Source organism: Achromobacter sp. GD03932, from assembly GCF_029839485.1.
GTDB classification, from domain to species: domain Bacteria; phylum Pseudomonadota; class Gammaproteobacteria; order Burkholderiales; family Burkholderiaceae_B; genus Achromobacter; species Achromobacter bronchisepticus_A.
Window position 1 is genome coordinate 35,478 of record NZ_JAOCAT010000039.1, and the last position, 22,596, is coordinate 58,073.

At 66.6% G+C, this 22,596-nt stretch carries 16 protein-coding genes; 4 read left to right on the forward strand and 12 right to left on the reverse strand.

Features of this window, described 5'->3' with window-relative positions; genetic code table 11:
- Positions 1–26: 26 nt before the first annotated feature.
- Positions 27–1,310, forward strand: a complete 1,284-nt coding sequence (locus tag N5C88_RS27690) for an MFS transporter (protein WP_088159629.1) — start codon at positions 27–29, stop codon at positions 1,308–1,310.
- 63 nt (positions 1,311–1,373) lie between these two features.
- On the opposite strand, the gene N5C88_RS27695 is transcribed toward N5C88_RS27690, so the two are convergent.
- Positions 1,374–2,075 carry a GntR family transcriptional regulator gene (locus tag N5C88_RS27695; protein ID WP_280016631.1) on the reverse strand — a complete coding sequence of 234 codons (702 nt, stop codon included), beginning with the start codon at positions 2,073–2,075 and terminating at the stop codon, positions 1,374–1,376.
- A gap of 129 nt (positions 2,076–2,204) precedes the next feature.
- Between N5C88_RS27695 and N5C88_RS27700 the strand changes: the two genes are divergently transcribed.
- Genes N5C88_RS27700 through N5C88_RS27710 form a run of 3 tightly spaced genes read left to right on the forward strand, consistent with a single transcriptional unit; the run spans position 2,205 to position 5,323 of the window.
- Complete coding sequence (locus N5C88_RS27700; RefSeq protein WP_059380470.1) at positions 2,205–3,200, forward strand: tripartite tricarboxylate transporter substrate binding protein; 996 nt, start codon at positions 2,205–2,207, stop codon at positions 3,198–3,200.
- A gap of 50 nt (positions 3,201–3,250) precedes the next feature.
- The gene (locus N5C88_RS27705) at positions 3,251–4,051 is read left to right on the forward strand and encodes an enoyl-CoA hydratase-related protein (RefSeq protein ID WP_118932832.1); all 801 of its coding nucleotides are present in this window, start codon (positions 3,251–3,253) and stop codon (positions 4,049–4,051) included.
- Positions 4,052–4,072: 21 nt separating this feature from the next.
- Positions 4,073–5,323, forward strand: a complete 1,251-nt coding sequence (locus N5C88_RS27710) for a CoA transferase (RefSeq protein WP_280016632.1) — start codon at positions 4,073–4,075, stop codon at positions 5,321–5,323.
- A gap of 598 nt (positions 5,324–5,921) precedes the next feature.
- Here the strand turns inward: N5C88_RS27710 and N5C88_RS27715 are convergent.
- The 11 genes from N5C88_RS27715 to N5C88_RS27765 form a co-directional block, all read right to left on the reverse strand.
- On the reverse strand, positions 5,922–6,656 hold the full coding sequence (locus N5C88_RS27715; RefSeq protein WP_059379867.1) for an ABC transporter ATP-binding protein: 735 nt from the start codon (positions 6,654–6,656) through the stop codon (positions 5,922–5,924).
- Positions 6,653–7,453 (reverse strand): ABC transporter ATP-binding protein, encoded by an 801-nt coding sequence (locus N5C88_RS27720; protein ID WP_059379868.1) that lies wholly within the window; start codon positions 7,451–7,453, stop codon positions 6,653–6,655. Before N5C88_RS27720 ends, N5C88_RS27715 begins: the two co-directional genes overlap by 4 nt.
- Positions 7,450–8,538 (reverse strand): ABC transporter ATP-binding protein, encoded by a 1,089-nt coding sequence (locus N5C88_RS27725; protein WP_059379869.1) that lies wholly within the window; start codon positions 8,536–8,538, stop codon positions 7,450–7,452. Before N5C88_RS27725 ends, N5C88_RS27720 begins: the two co-directional genes overlap by 4 nt.
- The gene (locus tag N5C88_RS27730; protein WP_059379870.1) at positions 8,535–9,464 is read right to left on the reverse strand and encodes a branched-chain amino acid ABC transporter permease; all 930 of its coding nucleotides are present in this window, start codon (positions 9,462–9,464) and stop codon (positions 8,535–8,537) included. The genes N5C88_RS27725 and N5C88_RS27730 overlap by 4 nt, the downstream gene beginning before the upstream one ends.
- 157 nt (positions 9,465–9,621) lie before the next feature.
- On the reverse strand, positions 9,622–10,767 hold the full coding sequence (locus tag N5C88_RS27735; RefSeq protein ID WP_059379871.1) for a branched-chain amino acid ABC transporter substrate-binding protein: 1,146 nt from the start codon (positions 10,765–10,767) through the stop codon (positions 9,622–9,624).
- A 237-nt stretch (positions 10,768–11,004) separates the two neighbouring features.
- Positions 11,005–14,826 carry a trifunctional transcriptional regulator/proline dehydrogenase/L-glutamate gamma-semialdehyde dehydrogenase gene (gene putA / locus N5C88_RS27740; RefSeq protein WP_059379872.1) on the reverse strand — a complete coding sequence of 1,274 codons (3,822 nt, stop codon included), beginning with the start codon at positions 14,824–14,826 and terminating at the stop codon, positions 11,005–11,007.
- 156 nt (positions 14,827–14,982) lie between these two features.
- Complete coding sequence (locus tag N5C88_RS27745; protein WP_280016633.1) at positions 14,983–15,615, reverse strand: PqiC family protein; 633 nt, start codon at positions 15,613–15,615, stop codon at positions 14,983–14,985.
- Positions 15,616–15,695: 80 nt separating this feature from the next.
- Positions 15,696–17,360: an MlaD family protein gene (locus N5C88_RS27750; protein WP_059379874.1), complete on the reverse strand. Its 1,665-nt coding sequence runs from the start codon at positions 17,358–17,360 to the stop codon at positions 15,696–15,698.
- Positions 17,361–17,399: 39 nt separating this feature from the next.
- Complete coding sequence (locus N5C88_RS27755; protein ID WP_280016634.1) at positions 17,400–18,716, reverse strand: PqiA/YebS family transporter subunit; 1,317 nt, start codon at positions 18,714–18,716, stop codon at positions 17,400–17,402.
- An 8-nt stretch (positions 18,717–18,724) separates the two neighbouring features.
- Entirely contained in the window at positions 18,725–21,037 is a 2,313-nt protein-coding gene (gene clpA, locus N5C88_RS27760; protein WP_059379976.1) for an ATP-dependent Clp protease ATP-binding subunit ClpA, read from the reverse strand.
- A gap of 55 nt (positions 21,038–21,092) precedes the next feature.
- Positions 21,093–22,596 (reverse strand): penicillin-binding transpeptidase domain-containing protein (locus N5C88_RS27765; RefSeq protein WP_280016635.1); only part of this gene is annotated, 1,504 nt, incomplete at its 5' end.

The window sequence follows — 22,596 nt, forward strand, 5'->3', positions numbered from 1 at the left end:
AACTCCATTACGTACCGGTCAGTAACATGAGTATAGCCCACCCTCCCGTCCCTTTCCGGCGCGCCGGCCAGAAGTACGCTTTCGTCGTCGTCGCGGTCATTTTCCTGTCCTTGCTGGTTTCAGCCGGCCTGCGTTCCTCGCCCAGCGTGTTGCTGGTGCCTCTGGAGGAGACCTTCGGCTGGAGCCGCAGCACCATTTCGCTGGCCGCCGCGGTCGGCATCTTCCTGTATGGCATGGTCGGGCCGTTCGCGGCCGCCGCGATGGAGCGTTTCGGCTTGCGGCGCGTGCTGATCGGCGCGCTGATGCTGATGGCCGCATCCAGCGCGGCCAGCGCCTTCATGACCCAGTCCTGGCATCTGCTGCTGACCTGGGGCGTGTTCTCGGGCCTGGGGTCCGGCGCGGTCGCCGTGGTGCTGGGCGCCACCGTCGTCAACCGCTGGTTCACCAAGCACCGCGGCGTAATGATGGGCCTGCTGACCGCCAGTTCCGCCACCGGCACGCTGGTGTTCCTGCCGGTGCTGGCGGCGCTAGCCTCGTCGGGCGACTGGACGCGCGTGGTGTGGACGGTCGCGGCCGCGGCGGCGGCGCTGGTGCCGCTGGCCTGGTGGCTGGTGCCGGACCGCCCGTCCAGCGTCGGGCTGGTCCCCTTCGGCAGCGATCCGCATGCGCCGCCCGCGCCTGCCGCGCCGCGCACCGGCATGCTGGCGGCCACCTTCGGCGCGCTGGCGCGGGCCTCGCGCACCCGCACCTTCTGGTTCCTGTTCGCGACCTTTTTCGTTTGCGGTTTCACCACCAACGGCCTGGTCGGCACGCACCTGATCGCGCTTTGCGGCGACCACGGCATGCCCGAAGTGCAGGCCGCGGGCCTCTTGGCGTTGATGGGCATCTTCGACCTGATCGGCACCACGGCGTCCGGCTGGCTCACCGACCGCTACGATCCCCGCAAGCTGCTGTTCGTCTACTACGGCCTGCGCGGACTGTCGCTGATCTACCTGCCCTATTCCGACTTCTCGTTCTACAGCCTGTCGATCTTCGCCATCTTCTTTGGGCTGGACTGGATCGCCACGGTGCCGCCCACGCTGCGCCTGACGACCGAAGCCTTCGGCGAGCGCGACGCTTCCATCGTGTTCGGCTGGATCGTCGCCGGCCACCAGCTGGGTGCGGCCAGCGCCGCCTGGATGGCGGGCGCCGTGCGCGAAGCGCAGGGCAGCTACCTGATGGCCTTCGTCATCTCCGGCATGACGGGCCTGATCGCCGCCGTCATCGCACTGATGATAGGCAGGAAGCGCGTGGTGGCGCAGCCAGCCTGAATGCGCCCGCAGTCGGACAGCCGAGTTCTGGGCCCGCGCTGTCCGCGTCGATGACAGAACTCTTCAAGCCTTGGATGCCCCGCCCGCGCGTCCGCGCAAGTTGTAGGTCTTCTTGCTGCCCACATGCTTGCGGATGAGCGACTCCGCAAGCTCGCCGTCGCGCTGCATCAGCGCCTGCACAAAGGCCTCGTGGTCGGCCACCGCCGCCGTCCATTCGTCGATATCGAAATTCGACTTGTAGCGCAGCGCCTGCACCTGCAGGTTCAAGCGATCGTAGGAATGCGTCAGCGCCGGGTTGTGCGCCGCCCGGTTGATGGCGATATGCGTGCCCATGCTGGCCGCGAAATACGCGCGGATATCGCGCTGTTCATACCCTTGCAGCATCTGCGCGTGCAGTTGCGCGATATGCGCCAGTTCCGCGTCCGTCGCGCGCTCGGCGGCGCTGCGCACCGCCAGCCCCTCCAGCACCGACAGCACGTCGAAGATGTTCTCGACGTCGTCCGTCGACAGCTCGATCACCATCGCGCCGCGCTTGGGCTGCAGGGTCACCAGGCCGTCGGAAGCCAGCATGCGGTAGGCCTCGCGCAGCGGCGTGCGTGAAATCTTGAGCTGATCGCACAGGTCCCGCTCGTTCAGCCAGGTGCCCGGCTTGAAGGTGCCGTCAATGATCAGCTGCCGCAGTTTTTCTGCCACCACGGCCGGCAGCGTCGGGTGATGGATGGCCAAATCGGGGACGGACTGGTCCATAACTTCAGGGTTAGCCATGAGTTGTTGCCACTCGCTAATTCGACTATTTTTGTATCTGGTATACCAAACACCAAAGGCATACCAACCTGACCCCATCATAGAGCAAGCAACACGCGGGCAGGCTGACAACCACCAAAGGAGACCCACATGCACAAGCACGCTCGCGCCTGCGCCGGCGCCCTGGCGCTGACCGCCGGCCTGGCCGCCGCCAGTCCCGCCCTGGCGCAGGACGCATCCAAATGGCCGGAACGGCCGGTACGCCTGATCGTCGGCTTCGTGCCCGGCGGCGGCACCGACGTGTCTGCGCGCATCCTGTCCGCCCGCCTTTCGGCGTTGCTGGGCCAGCAGGTCGTGGTCGAGAACAAACCCGGCGCTTCGGGACTGATCGCGGCCGACTTCGTGGCCAAGGCCGATCCGGACGGCTACACCCTGCTGCTCGCCAACATGCAGTCGACCGTCGCCGCGCCCTATGTGGTGCAGTCCAACGTCGACCCGATCAAGGACTTCACGCCGGTGCGCTACATCGGATCGGTACCCAACGTGCTGGTGGTGAATCCGGCCAAGCACAGCTACGCCAGCGTGCAGAACCTGGTGGACGACGCCCGCGCCAAACCCAAGCAGCTGACCTATGCGTCTTCCGGCATGGGCAGCCCGCAGCACCTGAGCGCCGCGCGCTTCTCGCAGATCGCGGGCGTCAGCATGGAGCATGTGCCGTACAAGGGCAGCGGCCAGGCCATGACCGATCTGCTGGGCGGCAGCGTGGACATGAACTTCGACACCCTGCCCGGCGCCATCAACCAGATCCAGGCCGGCAAGCTGCGCCCGCTGGCCGTGACCAGCACCGAACGCAGCAAGCGCCTGCCCGACGTGCCGACGCTGGCCGAGTCTGGCATCAAGGGCCTGGACATCGTGCAGTGGTACGCGGTACTGGCGCCGGCCAAGCTGCCCAAGCCGGTGCTGGACAAGCTCGACCAGGCGCTCAGCCAGACGCTGGCCGATCCCGAGATCAAGGCCAAGCTGGCCGACCAGGGCATGGAACTGGGCGGCGGCCCGGCCACCCCCGCGGCCTTTGCCAGCTATGTGCAGGACGAATGGAGCAAGTACGGCAAGCTCACCGCCAGCCTGGGCCTGACCAAGCAGTAAGCCCGCAGCAAACCGGCGGGGGTGCGCCCCCGCCCACGCAAAGGAACACCATGAGCGCTACCCCCACTTCCGACGCATCCCCCATCCTGTGCCAGCGCGACGGCGACATCGCGACCGTGGTGCTGAACCGCCCTGAAAAGCTCAACGCCTTCACCATAGACAGCTGGCGGCTGCTGGGCGACGCCTTCCTGGAGCTGGACGCCGACGACAGCGTGCGCTGCGTGCTGCTGCGCGGCGCGGGCGAGAAGGCCTTCTCTCCGGGCAACGACATCAGCGAATTCGAGACCGCGCGCAGCAACAAGCGCCAGGCCATCGAATACGGCGCCGTGATGCGCCGGACCATAGAAGCCATCGGCAATTGCCGCCATCCGGTGGTGGCGCAGATACACGGCATCTGCGTGGGCGGCGGACTGGAGATCGCCAGCCTGGCCGATATCCGCATCTGCGGCGAGAGCTCGCGCTTCGGCGTGCCCATCAAGAACCTGGGGCTGGTGATGTCGTACTCGGAACTGGCGCCGCTGGTGCGCCTGGTGGGTCCGACCGCCGCGCTGCAGGTGCTGCTGGAAGGCACCATCTTCGACGCGCGGGAAGCGCTGCGCCTGGGCGTGGTCACGCGCGTGGCGCCCGACAGCCAGGTCGCCTCCGAAGCCCAGGCCGCCGCCCGCCGCATCGCCGACGGCGCGCCGCTGGTGGCGCGCTGGCACAAGAAGTTCATCCGCAATCTGGTGAACGGCAAGGCCTTGACCGACGCAGATCGCGACGAGGCCTTCGACTGTTTCGACACCGAGGATTTCCGCACGGGCTACCAGGCCTTCCTGGCCAAGGCCAAGCCGCAATTCAACGCCCGCTGAACCCCATTGCAAGGAGGACTCATGCATAACGATACCCAGGGCGATACCCCGCGCCCCGCCGGCGCGCTCGCCGGCATGCGCGTGATCGAGCTGTCGCAGATCATGGCCGGCCCGACCTGCGGCATGATGCTGGCCGACATGGGCGCCGACGTCATCAAGGTCGAAAAGATCGACGGCGGCGACGACTCGCGCCAGTACCGCGACCCGCAGATCAACGGCATCTCGGCGCCCTATCTCATGCTCAACCGCAACAAGCGCGCCATCGCGCTGGACTTGAAGCACCCCGAGGGCAAAAAGGTGCTGCTGCGCATGATCCGCGACGCCGACGTGGTGACCGAGAACTTCCGCAAGGGCACCATGGAAAAACTGGGCCTGGGCTACGACCGGCTGCGCCAGGAGAACCCCGGCCTGATCTACTGCGCGGTGTCGGGCTACGGCACCACCGGCCCCTATGCCGACAAGGGCGGCTTCGACCTGGTGGCGCAGGGCTTCTCCGGCCTGATGGCGATCACCGGCGAACCTGGCGGGCCGCCGTTACGCACCGGCAACTCCGTCGCGGACATCAATGCCGGCCTGCTGGCGGCCTTCGGCGTGCTGGCGGCCTATCAGCACAAGCAGCGCACCGGCGAAGGCCAGATCGTCGAAACGTCATTGCTGGAAGCCAGCCTGCAGCAGCTGTACTGGCATGCCGCCATCTATTTCGGCAGCGGCGTGTCGCCCGGCCCCACGGGATCGGCGCACGTGCTGAGCGCGCCCTACCAGGCTTTTCCCACCGCCACCGACTGGATCATCATCGGCGGCGCCAACGAGAAGAACTGGCAGCGCATCACCCAGGCGCTGGGCAAGCCGGAATGGGCCGAGGATACCCGCTATGCCCGCAACCGCGACCGCATGCAGAACCGCGATCAGCTGGTGGAGGAAATGTCCGCCATTCTGAAGACGCGTAGCGCGGAGGAATGGCTGGACGTATTCGACGATGCCGGCGTGCCCGCGGGTCCGGTGCATTCCATCGCTCAAGCGCTGTCGCACCCCCAGACGCTGGCGCGCGGCATGGTGGTGGAACAGGAGCACCCGGTCGCGGGCACGGTGCGCACCGTAGGCATGCCCGTGAAGCTGTCGGCCACGCCCGCTCAATACCACCGCGCGGCGCCGCGGCTGGGCGAGGACACCATCGCGATTCTGGGAGAGTTCGGCTATGGCCAGCAAGAAATCGACGCCTTGATCGAAGCCGGCGTGGTCACGGCCGTGGACCGGGAACGCGCGCCGGTTTAGAACATTTTGGGCTGGATTGCTGGCGTTTGGTTTTGTGAGGTGGGGTTCTTGAGTCGCCGGCATCCGGACTGCGGGATTCCGATGCTCGCCCCGGTGGGGCTGCGCTTCGGATCCCTCCGTCCAGCCACCGGCTTACGGCATCTGCCCATGAACGGGGGCTGAAACCAATGCATTAGGCGACTGTCAGCCGAGGCGGCCCGGAGCCATCCGAAGCGCAGCCCCATTGGGGCGAGCATCGGAATGGCGCAGGGCTGCCTTGGCGGTTAAAGAACCCTGACATCCACAAGCTCGATGCCCTGTCACTTCGGTTTTGTGAGACGGGGTTCTTGAGTCGCCGGCGTCCGGACTGCGGGATTCCGATGCTCGCCCCGGTGGGGCTGCGCTTCGGATCCCTCCGCCCTGCCACCGGCTCACGGCATCTGCCCGTGAACGGGGCTGAAACCAATGCACTAGGCGACTGTCAGCCGAGGTGGCCCGGAGCCATCCGAAGCGCAGCCCCATTGGGGCGAGCATCGGAATGGCGCAGGGCTGCCTTGGCGGTTAAAGAACCCTGACATCTGCAAGCTCGAAGCCCTGCCCCCGGGATCCTGCCCGCGCCCTACTCGGACTCGCCCAGATAGGCCGCACGCACCTTGGGATCATGCAGCATGTCGCCAGCAGGACCGGACAGGATGATCTCGCCCGATTCCATCACGTAGCCGCGATGGCTGTTTTCCAGCGCCAGGCGCGCGTTCTGCTCGATCAGCAGGATGGTCACGCCCTCGCTGGCGATGGTGCGCACCACCTCGAAGACCTTCTCCACCATCAGCGGCGCCAGCCCCATCGAGGGCTCGTCCAGCAACAGCAGCTTGGGGCGCGCGATCATCGCGCGGCCCATCGCCACCATCTGCTGCTCGCCTCCGGACAGCGTGCCGGCCGCCTGCTTGCGGCGCTCGGCCAGGCGCGGGAACAGCGTGAAGACGCGATCGGTGTCCTGGCGGATCTGGGCCGCGTCGCGACGGATGTAGGCCCCCATCGCCAGGTTTTCCTCGATGGTGAGCTGGCCGAAGATGCCGCGCCCTTCCGGCACCATGACCAGGCCGCGGCGCACCAGCTCATGCGACTTCTGGCCGCCGACGGACTGGCCGCCGTAGACCACTTCGCCGCCCGCCAGCGGCACCAGTCCGCAAATGGCGCGCAGCGTGGTGCTCTTGCCGGCGCCGTTGGCGCCGATCAGGCAGACCAGCTCGCCTTCGTCCACGCGCAGGTCGATGCCGCGCACCGCGCGGATGCCGCCGTATGAGACCTGCAGGCCCCGCAATTCCAGCAGGGGTTGGGATGCTGCTGCCGTCATGCCGGGCGCTCCTGATGAATCTGCGGATCCTGCGCGGCGCCGGCGCCCAGATACGCTTCGATGACCTTGGGATCGCGCTGCACCTGGGCGGGTTTGCCCATGGACAGCACCTTGCCGTATTCAAGCACCAGCACGCGGTCGCACAGGCCCATGACGAGCTTCATGTCGTGCTCGATCAGCAGCACGGTGATGCCGTCGGCGCGGATCTTCTCGACCAGCTTGCGCAGCACCACGGTTTCCGATGCGTTCATGCCGGCCGCCGGTTCGTCCAGCGCCAGCAGCTTGGGATCGGTGGCCAAGGCCCGCGCGATCTCCAGGCGCCGCTGGTCGCCGTAGGGCAACGAACGCGCCACGTCGTTGGCGCGATGGCCGATGCCGACATAGTCCAGCAGCTCTTGCGCCCGCGCTTCGGTGGCGGCCTCTTCGGCCCGCGTGCCGCGCGTGCGCAGCACGGCGCCGAACACGCCCGACTTGGTGCGCATGTGGCGGCCGATCATCACGTTCTCGATCGCGCTCAGGTTGGCGAACAGGCGGATGTTCTGGAAGGTGCGCGCCAGGCCCGCGTAGGCGACTTCATGCGGCTTCTTGCCGGACATGGATTCGCCATTGAAGGTGCAGCTGCCCTCTTCCGGGATGTACAGGCCGGTGAGCACGTTGAACAGCGTGGTCTTGCCCGCGCCGTTCGGGCCGATCAGGCCATAGATCTCGCCCTGCTCGATGTCGAAGCTGACGTCGGACAGCGCCTGCAGGCCGCCGAAGCGCTTGCCCAGTCCCTGGGCTTGCAGCAGTTTGCTCATGCTCCGCCTCCCTGGGTCTTGGTTGCGAGTTCACGCTTGCGCACCGCCGACGGCCACAGGCCGGCCGGACGGAACAGCATCACGCAGACCATGGCCAGGCCGAACAGCAGCATGCGTATGCCCTCGGGGTCCAGCACCACGGCGCCGAACAGCATGTGTTGCACCGGTTCGACCACCGCGCGCAGGAATTCGGGCAGCGCGGCCAGGATCAAGGCGCCCAGGATGACACCCGGGATGTGGCCCATGCCGCCCAGCACCACCATGCACAGGATGGAGATGGATTCCATCAGCGAGAAGCTCTCGGGGCTGACGAAGCCCTGCATCGAAGCGAACAAGGCGCCCGCCACGCCGCCGAAGGACGCGCCCATCGCGAACGCCAGCAGCTTGATGTTGCGGGTGTTGATGCCCATGGCCTTGGCCGCGATCTCGTCTTCGCGGATCGCTTCCCAGGCGCGGCCGATGCGCGAATTCTGCAGCCGCACGCAGACCACCACGATGATCAGCGTCAGCGCCAGCAGCAGGTAGTAGTACTTCTCCGGTCCGGTCACGCGGATGCCCAGCAGGCTTTCCGTGCGGCCGAAGGCGAACTCGCCCACCTTGAACGTGTCGATGCGGTTGATGCCCTGCGGTCCGTTGGTGATGTTGACCGGCGCATTCAGGTTGTTCAGGAAGATGCGGATGATCTCGCCGAAGCCCAATGTCACGATGGCCAGATAGTCGCCTCGAAGCTTGAGCGTGGGCGCGCCCAGCAGCACGCCGAACAGGCAGGCCACCGCCAGCGCGATCGGCAGGATCGCCCAGAACGGCAGATGCAGGCCGAAATGCGGCGAAGCCAGCAGCGCCCAGGTGTAGGCGCCCACCGCGTAGAACGCGATATAGCCCAGGTCCAGCAGGCCCGCGAAGCCCACCACGATGTTCAGGCCCAGCGACAGCATCACGTACAGGAGGGCGAAGTTCAGGATCCGCACCCAGCTTTGGCCGGCCATGCCGATCACGAAGGGCAGCACCGCCAGCACCACGCCGATCAGCGCGATGCCGATCAGGTTGCGGGTCGAAAACCCGCTGCTTTTCAGGGTTGCGTTCATGCCCGGTCTCCCACGCGTTCGCCCAGCAGGCCGGACGGACGGAAGATCAGCACCAGCACCAGCACGAAGAACGCGAACACGTCCTGATAGTGGCTGCCGAGGAAGCCCCCGGTCAGATCGCCGATGTACCCGGCGCCCAACGACTCGATGATGCCCAGCAACAGGCCGCCCGCCATGGCGCCCACCAGGTTGCCGATACCGCCCAGCACCGCGGCCGTGAAGGCCTTCAGGCCCAGCATGAAGCCCATGGTGTACTGCGACACGCCGTAATAGGTGGCGACCATCATGCCGGCCACCGCGGCCAGCGCCGAACCGATCAGGAAGGCCGCCGAAATCACGGTGTTGATGTTCACGCCCATCAGCCCGGCCACTTCGCGATTCTGCGCGGTGGCGCGCATCGCCGTGCCCAGGCGGGTCTTGTGCACCACGGCCAGCAGCCCGCCCATGATCAGCGCCGCGATCACCACGATGGCGATCTGCAGCGAACTGATGCGCGCGCCGGCAATCTCGAACACCTGCGGCGACAGCACCTGCGGGAAGTTCAGGTAGTTGCGGCCCCAGCCCATCATGGCCACGTTCTGCAGGATGATGGACACGCCGATGGCGGTGATCAGCGCTGCCAGGCGCGGCGCGCGGCGCAGCGGCCGGTAGGCCACGCGCTCGGCGGTCCAGCCCACGGCCATGCACAGCGGCACGGACACCAGCAGGCCGACGCCCAGCACCACGAAGGCGGACGTGGAAGGATCGCCGCCCACCAGCGAGATGGCGATGGTGGTCGCCGCCATCGCGCCTATCATGACGACGTCGCCATGGGCGAAGTTGATCAGCCCGATGATGCCGTACACCATGGTGTAGCCCAGGGCGACCAGGGCGTACACGCTGCCTAGCGTGACGCCATTAATCAGTTGTTGAATGAAGATATCCATAGGGGCCGCTGAATAAGCCTGGAAAAATCGCGCGTATCTTGCGGTGACGGCCCTAGGCCTGCCACGGCGCCGCGCGTGGCGCGCGCCTGACGGCGCGCACGCTGCAATACGGGCGGGACGCGGCGCGCAGCCGCCTTCCCGCCCCGGTCCAGCCGCCTTAGTTGGCCTGGCTGACCATCGTCTCAACCATCTCCCACTTGCCGTTCTTGACTTCGTAGATGGTGACCGAGATTTCCTTCAGGTCGCCCTTGGCGTCGTAGGAAATGTGCTCGCTGGTGGCGCCCTTGCGGTTCAGCTTGGCCAGCGCCGGCAGGTACTTCTCGGGCTTGGCGGAGCCGGCCTGCTCGATGGCGGTGATCATGTTCCAGGCGCCGTCATAAGCGTAGGGAGCATAGACGCCGGGGGCCTTCTTGAAGCGGGCCTGATAGCGCTGCTCGAAGTCCTTGCCGGCGGCCATCTTGTCCAGCGGCACGCCGGCCAGCGAGGCGTAGGTGCCGTCGGCGGCGTCGCCGGCCAGCTTGATGAAGGTGTCGCTGCGGGTCATTTCGCCCGAAACCAGCGGCGCCTTCAGGCCCAGGGTGGCCAGCTGGCGCTTCATCGGGCCGGATTGCGCGTCCAGGCCGCCGTAGAAGATGGCGTCGGGCGCCGAGCCCTTGATGTTGGTCAGGATGGCGGTGAAGTCGTTGGCCTTGTCGGTGGTGTACTCGCGGCGCACGACCTGGCCGCCTGCGGCCTTGACCGCCTTCTCGACCTCGTCGGCCAGGCCCTGGCCGTAGGCGGTGCGGTCGTCGATGATGGCGACCTTCTTGGCCTTCAGGCTTTCCACCATGAACTTGCCGACCGCGGCGCCCTGCTGGGTGTCGCTGGTCATCATGCGGAAGGTGGTTTCGTAGCCTTGCTTGGTGTACTCCGGCGAGGTCGCCATGGCGATCTGGGGCAGACCGGCTTCATGGTAGACGCGCGAGGCGGGGATGGTGGTGCCCGAGTTGAAGTGGCCCAGGATGCCGACCACGTCCTGGTCGACCAGCTGCTGGGCAACCTGCACGCCCACGCGCGGATCGGCCTGGTCGTCGCGCGACACCAGCACGAACTTGGCGGTTTCGCCGTCGACCTTGATGCCCTTCTTGTTGGCTTCTTCCAGGGCCAGGTTCAGGCCGTTCTGCATGTCCTCGCCATAGTGCGATTGCGGGCCGGTGAGCGGTGCGGCAAAACCGAACTTGACGTCGGCAGCCTGCGCGGAGGCGGCCATGCCGGCGGCGGCGATGCTGGCGGCGAGAAGCTTCAAAGTGGTGCGGAACTTCATGGGTATCCTCCGAGTGTCGGACTTAAGACCTTGTTATACCTGAGCTTTTAGCCAGGCTTTTGGTTTTTCACTACGGCAAGCCCGATGTAGCGGGAGCTTGCGCACGCATATTCTGCAAAATCCGGAAGCCGGGTTGCGACTTCCGGATTTAAGGTGCGACCGGATTTTCGTTCCAGTGCAACCTCGCCCGATATTGGAGATAACCCTTGGATGCCTGAGGGTTGTCCTATATCAGACTCAACCTATGGTCATGAGGCTGGCGTTGCCGCCCGCCGCTGCCGTATTGACGCTGACGGAGCGCTCCGCCAGCAGGCGTTCCGGCACGTAGCCAGCGCCCGCCGCGATCGCGTCGGGGGTCAGGCCATGGACCGACAGGATGGCGCCCGGGCGCTGCGCGATGCGCTGGTTCAGCGCCTGCAGCGCGTCGCCATCGCCTTCGAACAGCACCGCCTGATAGTCCGCCTGGTCGACCTCATCGTCGGCCAGGATGCCCGCCTGTTCCTGCTGGCCGGCGTCCAGCGACGCCAGCAGCGCCTGCGCCGCGGGCGTGTCCGCGAACCAGGCATGGTTGCCGGTCAACCTGGCGACGGACCACTGCGCCCGCGCGCCCGCTTCGGTGGCGGCCACGCAATACACGGCGCCGCGCGGCTCGACCACATAGGTATTGGTCTCGCCGGTCGGCCCGGGCAGCGCAATGCGCTGCGGCAGCGCCGCCGCCGCGTCCAGCGCCGGCGGCAGACCGGCCGGACGCGTACCCAGCAGACGGTACATATAGAGCGGACCGCCGGCCTTGGGGCCGGTGCCGGACAAGCCTTCGCCGCCGAAGGGCTGCACGCCCACCACCGCGCCCACGATATTGCGGTTGACGTAGACATTGCCCGCATGGACCTGGCCGGTCACGTGTGCGATGGTCTCGTCGATGCGGGTGTGCACGCCGAAGGTCAGGCCGTAGCCGGTGCCGTTGATGGCATCCAGCAAGGCGTCGAGCTCATCGCGCTGGTAGCGCACCACGTGCAGCACGGGCCCGAACACTTCGCGCGTCAATTCGCTGACGTGGTCGATTTCGATGATGGTCGGCGGCACGAAAGTGCCGTGGCGGCATTCGCCGTTGAGTTCCACCTGGTCCACGCGATGGCCCGCGGTGCGCATCGTTTCGATGTGCCGCTGGATGCCGTTGCGCGCTTCCGTATCGATCACCGGCCCCACGTCCACCGACAGGCGGTCGGGGTTGCCCACGCTCAGTTCGCGCATCGCGCCGCGCAGCATGGTCAGCACGTGGTCGGCATTGTCTTCCTGCACGCACAGCACGCGCAGCGCCGAACAGCGCTGCCCCGCCGAATCAAACGCGGAGGTCAACACGTCGAACACGACCTGTTCGGACAGGGCCGAGGAATCCACCACCATGGCGTTCTGGCCGCCCGTTTCGGCGATCAGCGGAATGGTGTGGCCGGCGTCGTCCAGGCGGTCCGCCAGCGTGCGCGCGATGATGCGCGCCACGTCGGTGGAGCCGGTGAACATCACGCCGCGCACGCCGGGGCTTGCGACCAGCTGCGCGCCCACGGTTTCGCCGCGGCCCGGCAGCAGCTGCACGGCGCCGGCAGGCACGCCTGCCGCGCGCAGGATGGCCACGGCTTGCGCGGCGATCAGCGGCGTCTGTTCGGCGGGCTTGGCCACCACCGTGTTGCCGGCGGCCAGGGCGGCCGCGACCTGGCCGGTGAAGATGGCCAGCGGGAAGTTCCAGGGGCTGATGCACAGCACCGTGCCCAGCGGCCGGTGCGTGTCGTTGCTGAATTCCGTTTCGGCCTGGTCCGCGTAATAGCGCAGGAAGTCCACGGCCTCGCGCACCTCGGCGATGGCGTTGGGCAATGACTTGCCGGCTTCGCGCACGATCAGGCCCAGCAGGGTCTGCATCTGCTCTTCCAGCAATTGCGCGGCGCGGCGCAGGCACTGGGCGCGTTCGGCCACCGGCGTGGATTGCCAGATGGGAGCGGCATTGGCGGCGGCGCGCAGCGCGATCTCGGCCTCGTCTGCCTGCGCTTCGACCACGTGGCCCACCACGTCGCGCAGATTGGCGGGGTTGCGGACTTCCATGGCGCGCGAGGCATCCCAGGCCCCTTCGCCCTCGCCCAGCATGGGGCCGGCGCGCCACGGCATGGCGGCGCTGGCCAGCAGGGCCGCGGACAGCGAACCCAGCCGATGCTCGTTGCTCAGGTCCAGGCCCGCCGAGTTGGCGCGGGCGCCCTCCTGCGGGTCGCCATAGAGTTCGCGCGGCAGCGGAATCTTCTCGTGCGGCGCGCCCAGCGGCGCGATGCGCGCGGCGGCTTCCACCGGGTCGGCCACCAGTTGCTCGACCGGAATGCTGTCGTCGCCGATCAGGTTCACGAACGAGGTGTTGGCGCCGTTTTCCAGCAGGCGGCGCACCAGGTAGGCCAGCAGCGTTTCATGCGTGCCGACCGGCGCGTAGATGCGGCACGGACGGTTGAGCTTGCCCTGCGACAGCGCGCCCACGACTTCGTCGTACAGCGGCTCGCCCATGCCGTGCAGGCATTGGAACTCGTATTGGCCCGGGTAATAGTTCTGGCCCGCCAATTGGTAGATCGCGGACAGGGTGTAGGCATTGTGCGTGGCGAACTGCGGGAACACGGCTTCCGGCGCGCCCAGCAGCTTGCGGGCGCAGGCCAGGTAGGCCACGTCCGTGTAGACCTTGCGGGTATAGACCGGATAGCCTTCCAGGCCGTCGACCTGGGCGCGCTTGATCTCGCTGTCCCAGTACGCGCCCTTGACCAGGCGCACCATCACGCGATGGCGGCTGCGGCGGGCCAGGTCGATCACGTAGTCGATCACGAAGGGCGCGCGCTTCTGGTAGGCCTGGATGACGAAGCCGATGCCGTTCCAGCCGTCCAGCTCCGGCTCGAAACAAAGCGCCTCCAGCAGGTCCAGCGAGATCTCCAGGCGATCGGCTTCCTCGGCGTCGATGTTCAGGCCGATGTCGTAGCTGCGCGCCAACACGGTCAGCGCCTTCACGCGCGGCAGCAGCTCGGCCATGACGCGTTCGCGCTGGGCGCGCGAATACCGCGGATGCAGCGCCGACAGCTTGATCGAGATGCCCGGGCCTTCATAGATGCCGCGGCCGGCCGCGGCCTTGCCGATGGCATGGATGGCTTGCTCGTACGAGGCGTAATAGCGGTCGGCGTCCTCGGCCGTGGTCGCGGCCTCGCCCAGCATGTCGTAGGAATAGCGAAAGCCGCGGGCTTCCATCTTGCGGTTGTTGGCCAGGGCTTCGGAAATGGTCTGGCCCGACACGAACTGTTCGCCCATCATGCGCATGGCCATGTTCACGCCCTTGCGCACCAAGGGCTCGCCGCCCTTGCCGATCAGCCGGGTCAACGCCTTGGACAGCGACTGTTCGCTGCTCACGGCCACCAGCTTGCCCGTGATCATCAGGCCCCAGGTGGCGGCGTTGACGAACAGGGATTGCGAGCCGCCCATGTGCGACTTCCAGTCGCCGCGAGCCACCTTGTCGCGGATCAGCGCATCGCGCGTGGCGCGGTCGGGAATGCGCAGCAGCGCTTCGGCCAGGCACATCAGCGCCACGCCTTCCTGGCTGGACAGCGAGAACTCCTGGATCAGCCCTTCCACCCCGCCGCCGCTGCGCTTGCCGCGCAGCTTCCGGACCAGATCGGCGGCCATGGCGTGGATCTTTTCCAGGTTGGGCATGCGGGCCTGGCCCAGCAGCAGCGGCACGCACTCGGGCTCGGGACGCCGGTAGGCGGCGGTGATGGCCGCGCGCAGCACCGACTGCGGCTGCACGTCCTGGCCGAATTCATAGAACGGCGGCGTGGGCGCGGAATGGCCCTCGCCCGCCTCGTCCTCGCCGCCCGCGTCCATGCCCAGGTGCGACATCTCGGCGGGCAGGTGGCCGCGCTCGATCTTGTCCAGGTAGGAAAGGATCGCCTGCTTGTGCAGCCAGTGCGGCGTGCAGTTGAGCTTTTGCGCGGCGGCCTTCAGCCGGTCGCGGAGCGCGTCGTCGACTTTAACGCCTAGGGTCGTGCTGGCCATAAGAGATTGCTTCCTGTCGCATGGCAAAGGTAGTACCGGGCCCTTGCGGGACCCGGTATGGGTAGGACCGTATGCTAGACAGGTTGCAACTTGCTTTGCACTATGGTTAACCCTAGGTTAACCATTTGAGATCAGGCGGGATTTTTGGCTGGACGATCAATCCTTGAGCGCCGCGCAGCCCAGCATCTGCACCGAGCCCGATCCCGCCGGGGTCTGCCCCCGTATGGCCGAGGCCATGGCGCTGGCCAGGCTGACCACGGCGCGCTGCTGCGCGGCGATCATGGCCGGCACGCCCTCTTCCGTCACCGGTTCCGTCACCACGCTGCGGCAAAGCAGGCCGGAACCCTTCATGTTGACCGGCCGCACGCGCCAGGTCGCATCGAGCTGGGCCATGCGGCCCGGCTCCAGCTCGAACCGCTGCACGTCGGTCTGCACGCGCCAGACCGCGGCGCCCGGCCCGGGCTTGACCAGTTGCACGTCCAGGGCGCCCAGCTCGCGCTTCAGCGCGTCCGACAGTGCGCCGCGCAGCTCGTCGCCCAGCGGCGAACTCCAGCGCTCGGAGTACAGCGCGGCCAAGCTGCCCTCGCCGCTGCGCACCATCAGCTGCGGCTGGTCCGCCTGCGTCGAAATGTTGACCGGTTGCACCTCGATCAGGAAGCTGGCGGGCGCCACGCCGGCGGCCGGCGCCTGGGCCGCTGGCGCCTGCAAGGTGTGATAGTGCACGGGCGCAGACGCTCCGCAGCCAGCCAGCGCCGCCGACAAAGCCAGCAAGGACAGGAGCGGACGCAAACGGGGCGCCGCGGATCGCGGCTGCTCGGAACTCGGAGTCGCCTGGCGGGCGCGGGGGAATGGGCGTCTATTCATGGGGTTCAGTTCCTGACAGGACCGGCGCCGGGGATCGGGTCTGGGCCGCGGCCGCGCAACAAGGCCTCGGGGTTGGCTTGCAGGAAGTCGGCCAGGGCGCGCAGCGAACGGGCCGCGCGGCCCAGTTCCTGCATCGCCTTCTCCGTGTTGACCGGCAAGGACGCATCGGAGGCCAGCAGCGCGTTGACCTGCGCCATGGATTCCTTGGCCTGCTTGAGCATGTTCTGCGCTTCAGGCGCGACCTGCTTGTCCAGGCGGTTCATCAGCTTGGAGGTGCTGGCCAGCGTGGTGCGCAGGTCCTCGCCGATCTTGTCGAACGGAATCTTCTCGATCTTGGCGACGATGTTGCTGATCTGCTGCTGCAATTGGTCCAGGTTGCCGGGCACCGTCGGAATCATGGCCGGATCCGAGACCTTGAACTCAACCGGCTTGGCGTTCGGGAAGTCGTCGAGCGCCACGTACAGCTGGCCGGTCAGCAGGTTGGCGGTGCGCAGCTGCGCGCGCAGGCCGTGCTTGATCATGCCGCCCAGCAGGCGATTGCCGGCAAGGTCGCCATCCTTGGCTGCGCGATCGCGCACTTCTTCGAACACGCGCCCCAGGCGTTCCGGATACAGGGTGGCGTCCACCAGCGAATAGAAGCGCTTGGCGATCGGATCGAAGTCCATGTTGATCTGCGTGACGTTGCCCAGCGTGATGCCGCTGAAATCGATGGGCGCGCCCACCGTCAGGCCGCGGATCGACTGGTCAAAACGCATGCGGATCGGGAAGGCCTCGCCGTCCGGATTGGCCTTGGCGGCCGCCTCGGTCGCGTACAGGTCGAACTGGGCGTCGGCCTGCGCCTGCTTGCCCGAATCGCGCGTGGTCAGGACCGGTTCGAAAGCGACGCCCCCCACCGCCATCGACACCAGCGATTGCGTGCGTACCTTGAGTCCGTCGGCGTTGACGCTGAAGTCGACGCCGCTGGCGTTCCAGAAGCGCGAGCCTTGGGTCACGAACTTGTCGTTGGGCGCGTCCACGAACACCTCGACGTTCACGGCCTTGCCGGTTTCATCCAGCGCGTAGCCGATCACGCGGCCCACGTTGATGCGGCGGAAGTACACGGGCGAGCCGATATCGAGCGAGCCCAGATCAGAGGCCCTGAGCTTGAAACGCTTGCCGGCGCGGTCATGCGTAACCGCCGGCGGAACCTCCAGGCCCTCGAAATGCAGCTTGGTAGCCTTCTTGGAACTGTCCTTGCCTTCGGCCGCGTCCACGCCGATATAGGCGCCGGACAGCAGCGTGCCCAGGCCGGACACGCCGCTCACGTCCAGACGCGGGCGCACCACCCAGAAGTTGGTGCCTTCGCGGGCCAGATCGGAAACATCCTTGGACAGCTCGGCCCGCACCACCACCTTGGTGCGGTCTTCGTTGAAGCCGATGGACTTCACGGCGCCGATGTTCACGTCCTTGTAGCGCAGCTGGGTCTTGCCGACTTCCAGCCCTTCTGCAGTATTGAACGAAATCGAGATGTCGGGCCCCGCCTGCATCCAGGTCCGCACGACCAGCGACAGGCCCATCAGGGCCGCCACGATGGGCACCAGCCAGATCCATGAAATCCGGCTCTTCTTCTTGCGCGAGATCGCGGGTGACGCGAACTTCTCTTCACCGGATCCGGGTGCTTGCTCGGACATCTACTCTTCCTTGTTCGTGGACGGAAGCCGCGGCGCTTCCTAGCCCATTTCCTTGCCGGCGAGAGACGCCGGCTGGCGCCCGCCTTCCACTGGCGGCGATTCTATTTCACTTTGTCCTTCCAGATCCCAACTGCGGCGCAGGTCGAAACTCATGGCAGACAACATGGTCAGGATCACTGTCAGCCCGAACGCCGCCGCACCCGCGCCGGCGCTGATTTCCATCAAGCCCTGGAAATCCGCCAACGCCGCCAGCAATATAACGACAAAAACATCCAGCATCGACCATTGGCCGATGAACTCGACCATTTGATACAGGCGCGTGCGCGGGCGCAGGTTGGTGGTGCTGCGCCACTGTTCCGTCAACAGCAACAGCATGAGCGCCAGCAGCTTGGTCAGCGGCACCGCCACGCTGGCGATGAAGACGATCAGCGCAATATCCCAAGAGCCCATATCCCACAGTTCAACCACGCCGCCCAGGATGGTATGGGCGCTGTCGCCTAGCACCGACCTGACCTGCATCACCGGCAGCACGTTGGCCGGGATATAGAACACCACGGCGGCCAGCAACAGCGCCCAGGTGCGTGCCAGATGATCGGGCTTGCGGAAATGCACCAGGGCGTCGCAACGCACGCAGTGGTGGTGTTCTTCCGGGTCGGCCGCGCGGGGCAGCGCCTGCACCTGACCACAAACATGACATCCGGTCAGTACCATGTCCGGCGCAGTCTGGGGTATATGCACCGGCACCACGCCCACACTCTCGGCGTAGCGCCACAGCACATGCGGCGACAGCCGCCCCAGCATCGTCAACAGGATGGTCAGGATGCCGAACGCGACCAGCCCGATGCCTGGAGTCACGGCGGCCATGCCCGCCAGCTTCACCACAGCCACCAGCACGCCCAGGAGGAACACCGGGACCATGCACCAGGGCCGCAGAAAGCCCAACAGGCGCATCGCGGTACGGAAGCCCAGGGGCTCGCGGCCGCGCGAAAGCGGCCCCAACACCCACAGCAACACGGAAAGCTGCAGCATCGGCAACGCGAAGCCCGCCATGCCGGTCATGATGGCGACAACCCAGTGGTCCTGCCGCCAGGTGATGAAAATGGCGTCCAGCAAGGACGCCTGCTGCACCATGCCCTGCACGGACATCGAAGCGACGGGATAGGCGTTGGCCACCCCGAACACGATGAGGGCGGCAATGGCGAGGGCCAGCCAATTGGACAAAGTAAGCCCGCTGTAACGCCACAAGGTGGCGCCGCAGCGGGCGCAATTGGCGGTCTCGCCAGGTTCAAGCTGATGCCGGCGATAGATGCTTGCGCAGTGCTCGCACTCGATCAGCGGCTGGCGGTCCGCGGTCATTGAGTCGCCTAGTCGACCAGTTCGACTTCCTGTTTGTCAGGCGCATCCGACGAGGGCGGCTTGCCGTTCTCGTCGAAGTCCAGCTTGACCTTGCCTTCCTCGTCCAGGTCGACCGTGACCGTGCCGCCATCGACCAGCTTGCCGAACAGCAGCTCGTCGGCCAGCGCACGCCGGATGGTGTCCTGGATGAGGCGCTGCATGGGACGTGCGCCCATGAGCGGATCGAACCCTTCCTTGGCGAGATGCTCGCGCAGACTCGTGGTGAAGATGGCTTCCACGCGACGCTCGTGCAGTTGGTCTTCCAGCTGCATGAGGAACTTGTCCACCACGCGCAGGATGATTTCGCGGTCCAGCGGCGCGAACGGGATGATCGCGTCCAGGCGGTTGCGGAACTCGGGGGTGAACATGCGGCGGATTTCCGCCATTTCGTCACCCACCACGCGCGAATTCGCGAAGCCGATCGACGGACGATTCAGGGTTTCGGCGCCCGCGTTGGTCGTCATGATGAGAATGACGTTGCGGAAGTCCGCCTTGCGGCCGTTGTTGTCGGTCAGCGTGCCGTGGTCCATGACCTGCAGCAGGATGTTGAACACATCCGGGTGCGCCTTTTCGATTTCATCGAGCAGCAGCACGCAGTGCGGCTGCTTGGTGATGGCCTCGGTCAGCAGGCCGCCCTGGTCGAAACCGACGTAGCCCGGAGGCGCGCCGATCAGGCGCGACACCGCGTGCCGCTCCATGTATTCCGACATGTCGAAACGCAGCAGCTCCACGCCCAGCGTGAAAGCCAGCTGGCGCGCGACTTCGGTCTTGCCCACGCCGGTGGGACCGGAGAACAGGAAGGCGCCGATCGGCTTTTCCGGCTTGCCCAGGCCCGAGCGCGCCATCTTGATGGCGGCGGACAGGGCTTCGATGGCGTTGTCCTGGCCGAAGACCACGGTCTTCAGGTCGCGGTCCAGCGTCGCGAGCTTGCTGCGGTCGTCGTTGGAGACGGACTGCGGCGGAATGCGCGCGATCTTGGACACGATGTTCTCGATGTCCACCTTGCCGATTACCTTCTTTTGGCGCGAGCGCGGCAGCAGGCGCTGCGCGGCGCCGGCCTCGTCGATCACGTCGATGGCCTTGTCCGGCAGATGGCGGTCATTGATGAAGCGCGCCGACAGTTCGGCCGCGGCCGACAGGGCGGCGGACGAGTAGCGCACGCTGTGGTGCTCTTCGAAGCGGCTCTTCAGGCCGCGCAGGATCTGCACGGTCTGTTCGACGCTGGGTTCGGCCACGTCGATCTTCTGGAAACGGCGCGACAGCGCGTGGTCTTTTTCAAAGACGCCGCGGTATTCGGTGTAGGTGGTCGCGCCGATGCACTTGAGCTGCCCGGAAGACAAGGCGGGCTTCAAGAGGTTGGACGCGTCCAGCGTGCCGCCCGATGCCGAGCCGGCGCCGATCAGCGTATGGATCTCGTCGATGAACAGGATGGCGTCGGGGTTGCCACGGATCTGCTTGAGCACGCCCTTCAGGCGCTGCTCGAAATCGCCGCGGTACTTGGTGCCCGCCAGCAAGGCGCCCATGTCCAGCGAAAAGACCTGGGCGGCCTGCAGGATTTCGGGCACTTCGCCGCGCGTGATGCGCCAGGCCAGGCCTTCGGCGATCGCGGTCTTGCCCACGCCGGCCTCGCCGACCAGCAGCGGATTGTTCTTGCGGCGGCGGCACAGCACCTGGATCACGCGCTCGACTTCGTGCTCGCGTCCGATGAGGGGATCGATGCGGCCCGCCAACGCGGCGGCATTCAGGTCGGTGGCGTACTGGTCCAGCGGCGACTGACGCGATTCGCCCTGCTCTTCACCATTGGTCTGCTGCTCTTTCTGCACGGCGGCGGACTCCACCTGGGGCTGTTTGGTAATGCCATGCGACAGAAAATTGACAACGTCCAGCCGCGTCACGCCCTGCTGCTGCAGGTAATACACGGCGTGCGAATCCTTTTCGCCGAAAATGGCCACGAGCACATTGGCGCCGGTAACCGGCTTCTTGCCGGTGCCTCCCGCGGATACATGCATGATGGCGCGCTGGATCACACGCTGGAATCCCAGCGTGGGCTGCGTGTCGACCTCGGCGCCGCTCGGGATCACCGGGGTGTTCTCCGAGACGAACTGGCGCAGATTGCGGCGCAGGTCGTCCAGGTTCGCGGCGCAGGCGCGCAGCACTTCAACGGCCGAAGCGTTGTCGAGCAACGCCAGCAGCAGATGCTCGACGGTAATAAATTCATGCCGGGCCGAACGGGCCTCGACGAAAGCCATATGCAGGCTGACTTCAAGCTCTTGAGAAATCACGCTTCCTCCGTAACGCATCGAAGCGGGCAAATACACGATTCATATTCTATGCCGATCATGGCGTAACGCCAGAGATTTCAAAAACCACTCTGTCGTGACGGCCTTGCGCATCCATGACGGTAAGCGTATACCGGCCGTCCATGGCCAACACTAATTTAAACGGATGACCCGACGCGCCGTGACCAACCACGCGCCCGTCCAGCATCCACCATACTTCGCCTTCTGTTCCCTGCACATCCACATCCAGCGCCACTTCGCGCCCGCCCGGCACGGGCCGCAGCACCGAGCCGCTGGCCACGCCGCCCAGACGCAGCGGTCCGCGCGAGGCATCGGCGTAGCCGGCAAAGGACGGCGGCGCCGTTTCATTCAGCACCCAGGCCGCGCGCTGCTCCGGACATTCGCCGGACGGCACGCTGCCGAGCTTGTAACCCAGGGGCCAGCATGTCACCGCGGCCTGCACCGTTTCGGGCCTGACGCGGACCTGCTGAGCGCCTTCCGGCAAGGCCGCCACGATATCCTGCAGTAGCGGCGCAGCCACGTTTGCCCCGAAAAATCCGGGGTTGGGCGTACCATCCGGACGGCCGACCCAGACGCCCATCGTCCACCTGTCGGTCACTCCAACGGCCCAGGCGTCGCGGAATCCGAAACTGGTCCCGGTTTTCCAGGCCAGTTGCCGCGCCGGACTGCCCGACTGGTAGAACGGCCGGTCAGGATGGCCGCCGCTCTCCAGAATGTCACGGACGATCCAGGCCGCCCCAGGGCTCATCATACGGGACTCGACCCGCGGCTGCTCCGGCCGCAGCCGGGGCCGCCCGGAGACGCCCCCGCGGGCCAGGGCCCGGTAAGCGCCCACCAGTTCTTCCAATGTGGTGCCGCCCCCGCCCAAAATCAAGCTCAAATTCGGTTCCGCGCCCGCGGGCAAACGTAACCGCACCCCGCCGGCCAGCATGACCGAGGCAAAACTGCTGGGCCCGACGCGATCCAGCAGGTCCACCGCCGGCACGTTGAGCGAACGCTGCAGGGCCTGCGCCACGCTGATCGGGCCGGCGAACGCGGCCTGGAAATTGCCCGGCGCGTAGCCGCCGAACGACATCGGCGCGTCGATCAGCAGGCTTTCGGAGTGGATCAGGCCTTCGTCCAGCGCCTGCGCGTACAGAAAGGGTTTGAGCGTGGAGCCCGGCGAACGCACGCCGCGCACCATATCCACGTGGGCGGCCCGGCTTTCGTCGGAGAAGTCGGCGGAGCCGGCATAGGCCTTGACCTCCAGCGTATCGTTGTCCATCACCAACACGGCCATCGATACCTTGGGCGGCAGGCCGTCCACCCGGTCCTGCAGCATGCGCTCCACCGCCGCCTGCATGTCCGCGTCCAGGGTGGACGTGACCACGGCGGGCCGCTCGCCCGGGCGCCGGCCGGCCTTGCGCTGGCTGCCCGCTTCCTGCAGCAGGCGCTGCGCGGCCAGGGGCGCCAGCCAGCGCGCCCGCAGCGGCGGCGCAACCACGTTCTCGATCTTGGCGTCGGCCACCTCGGCCGGGGTCCAGCGGCCCAGTTCGACCATG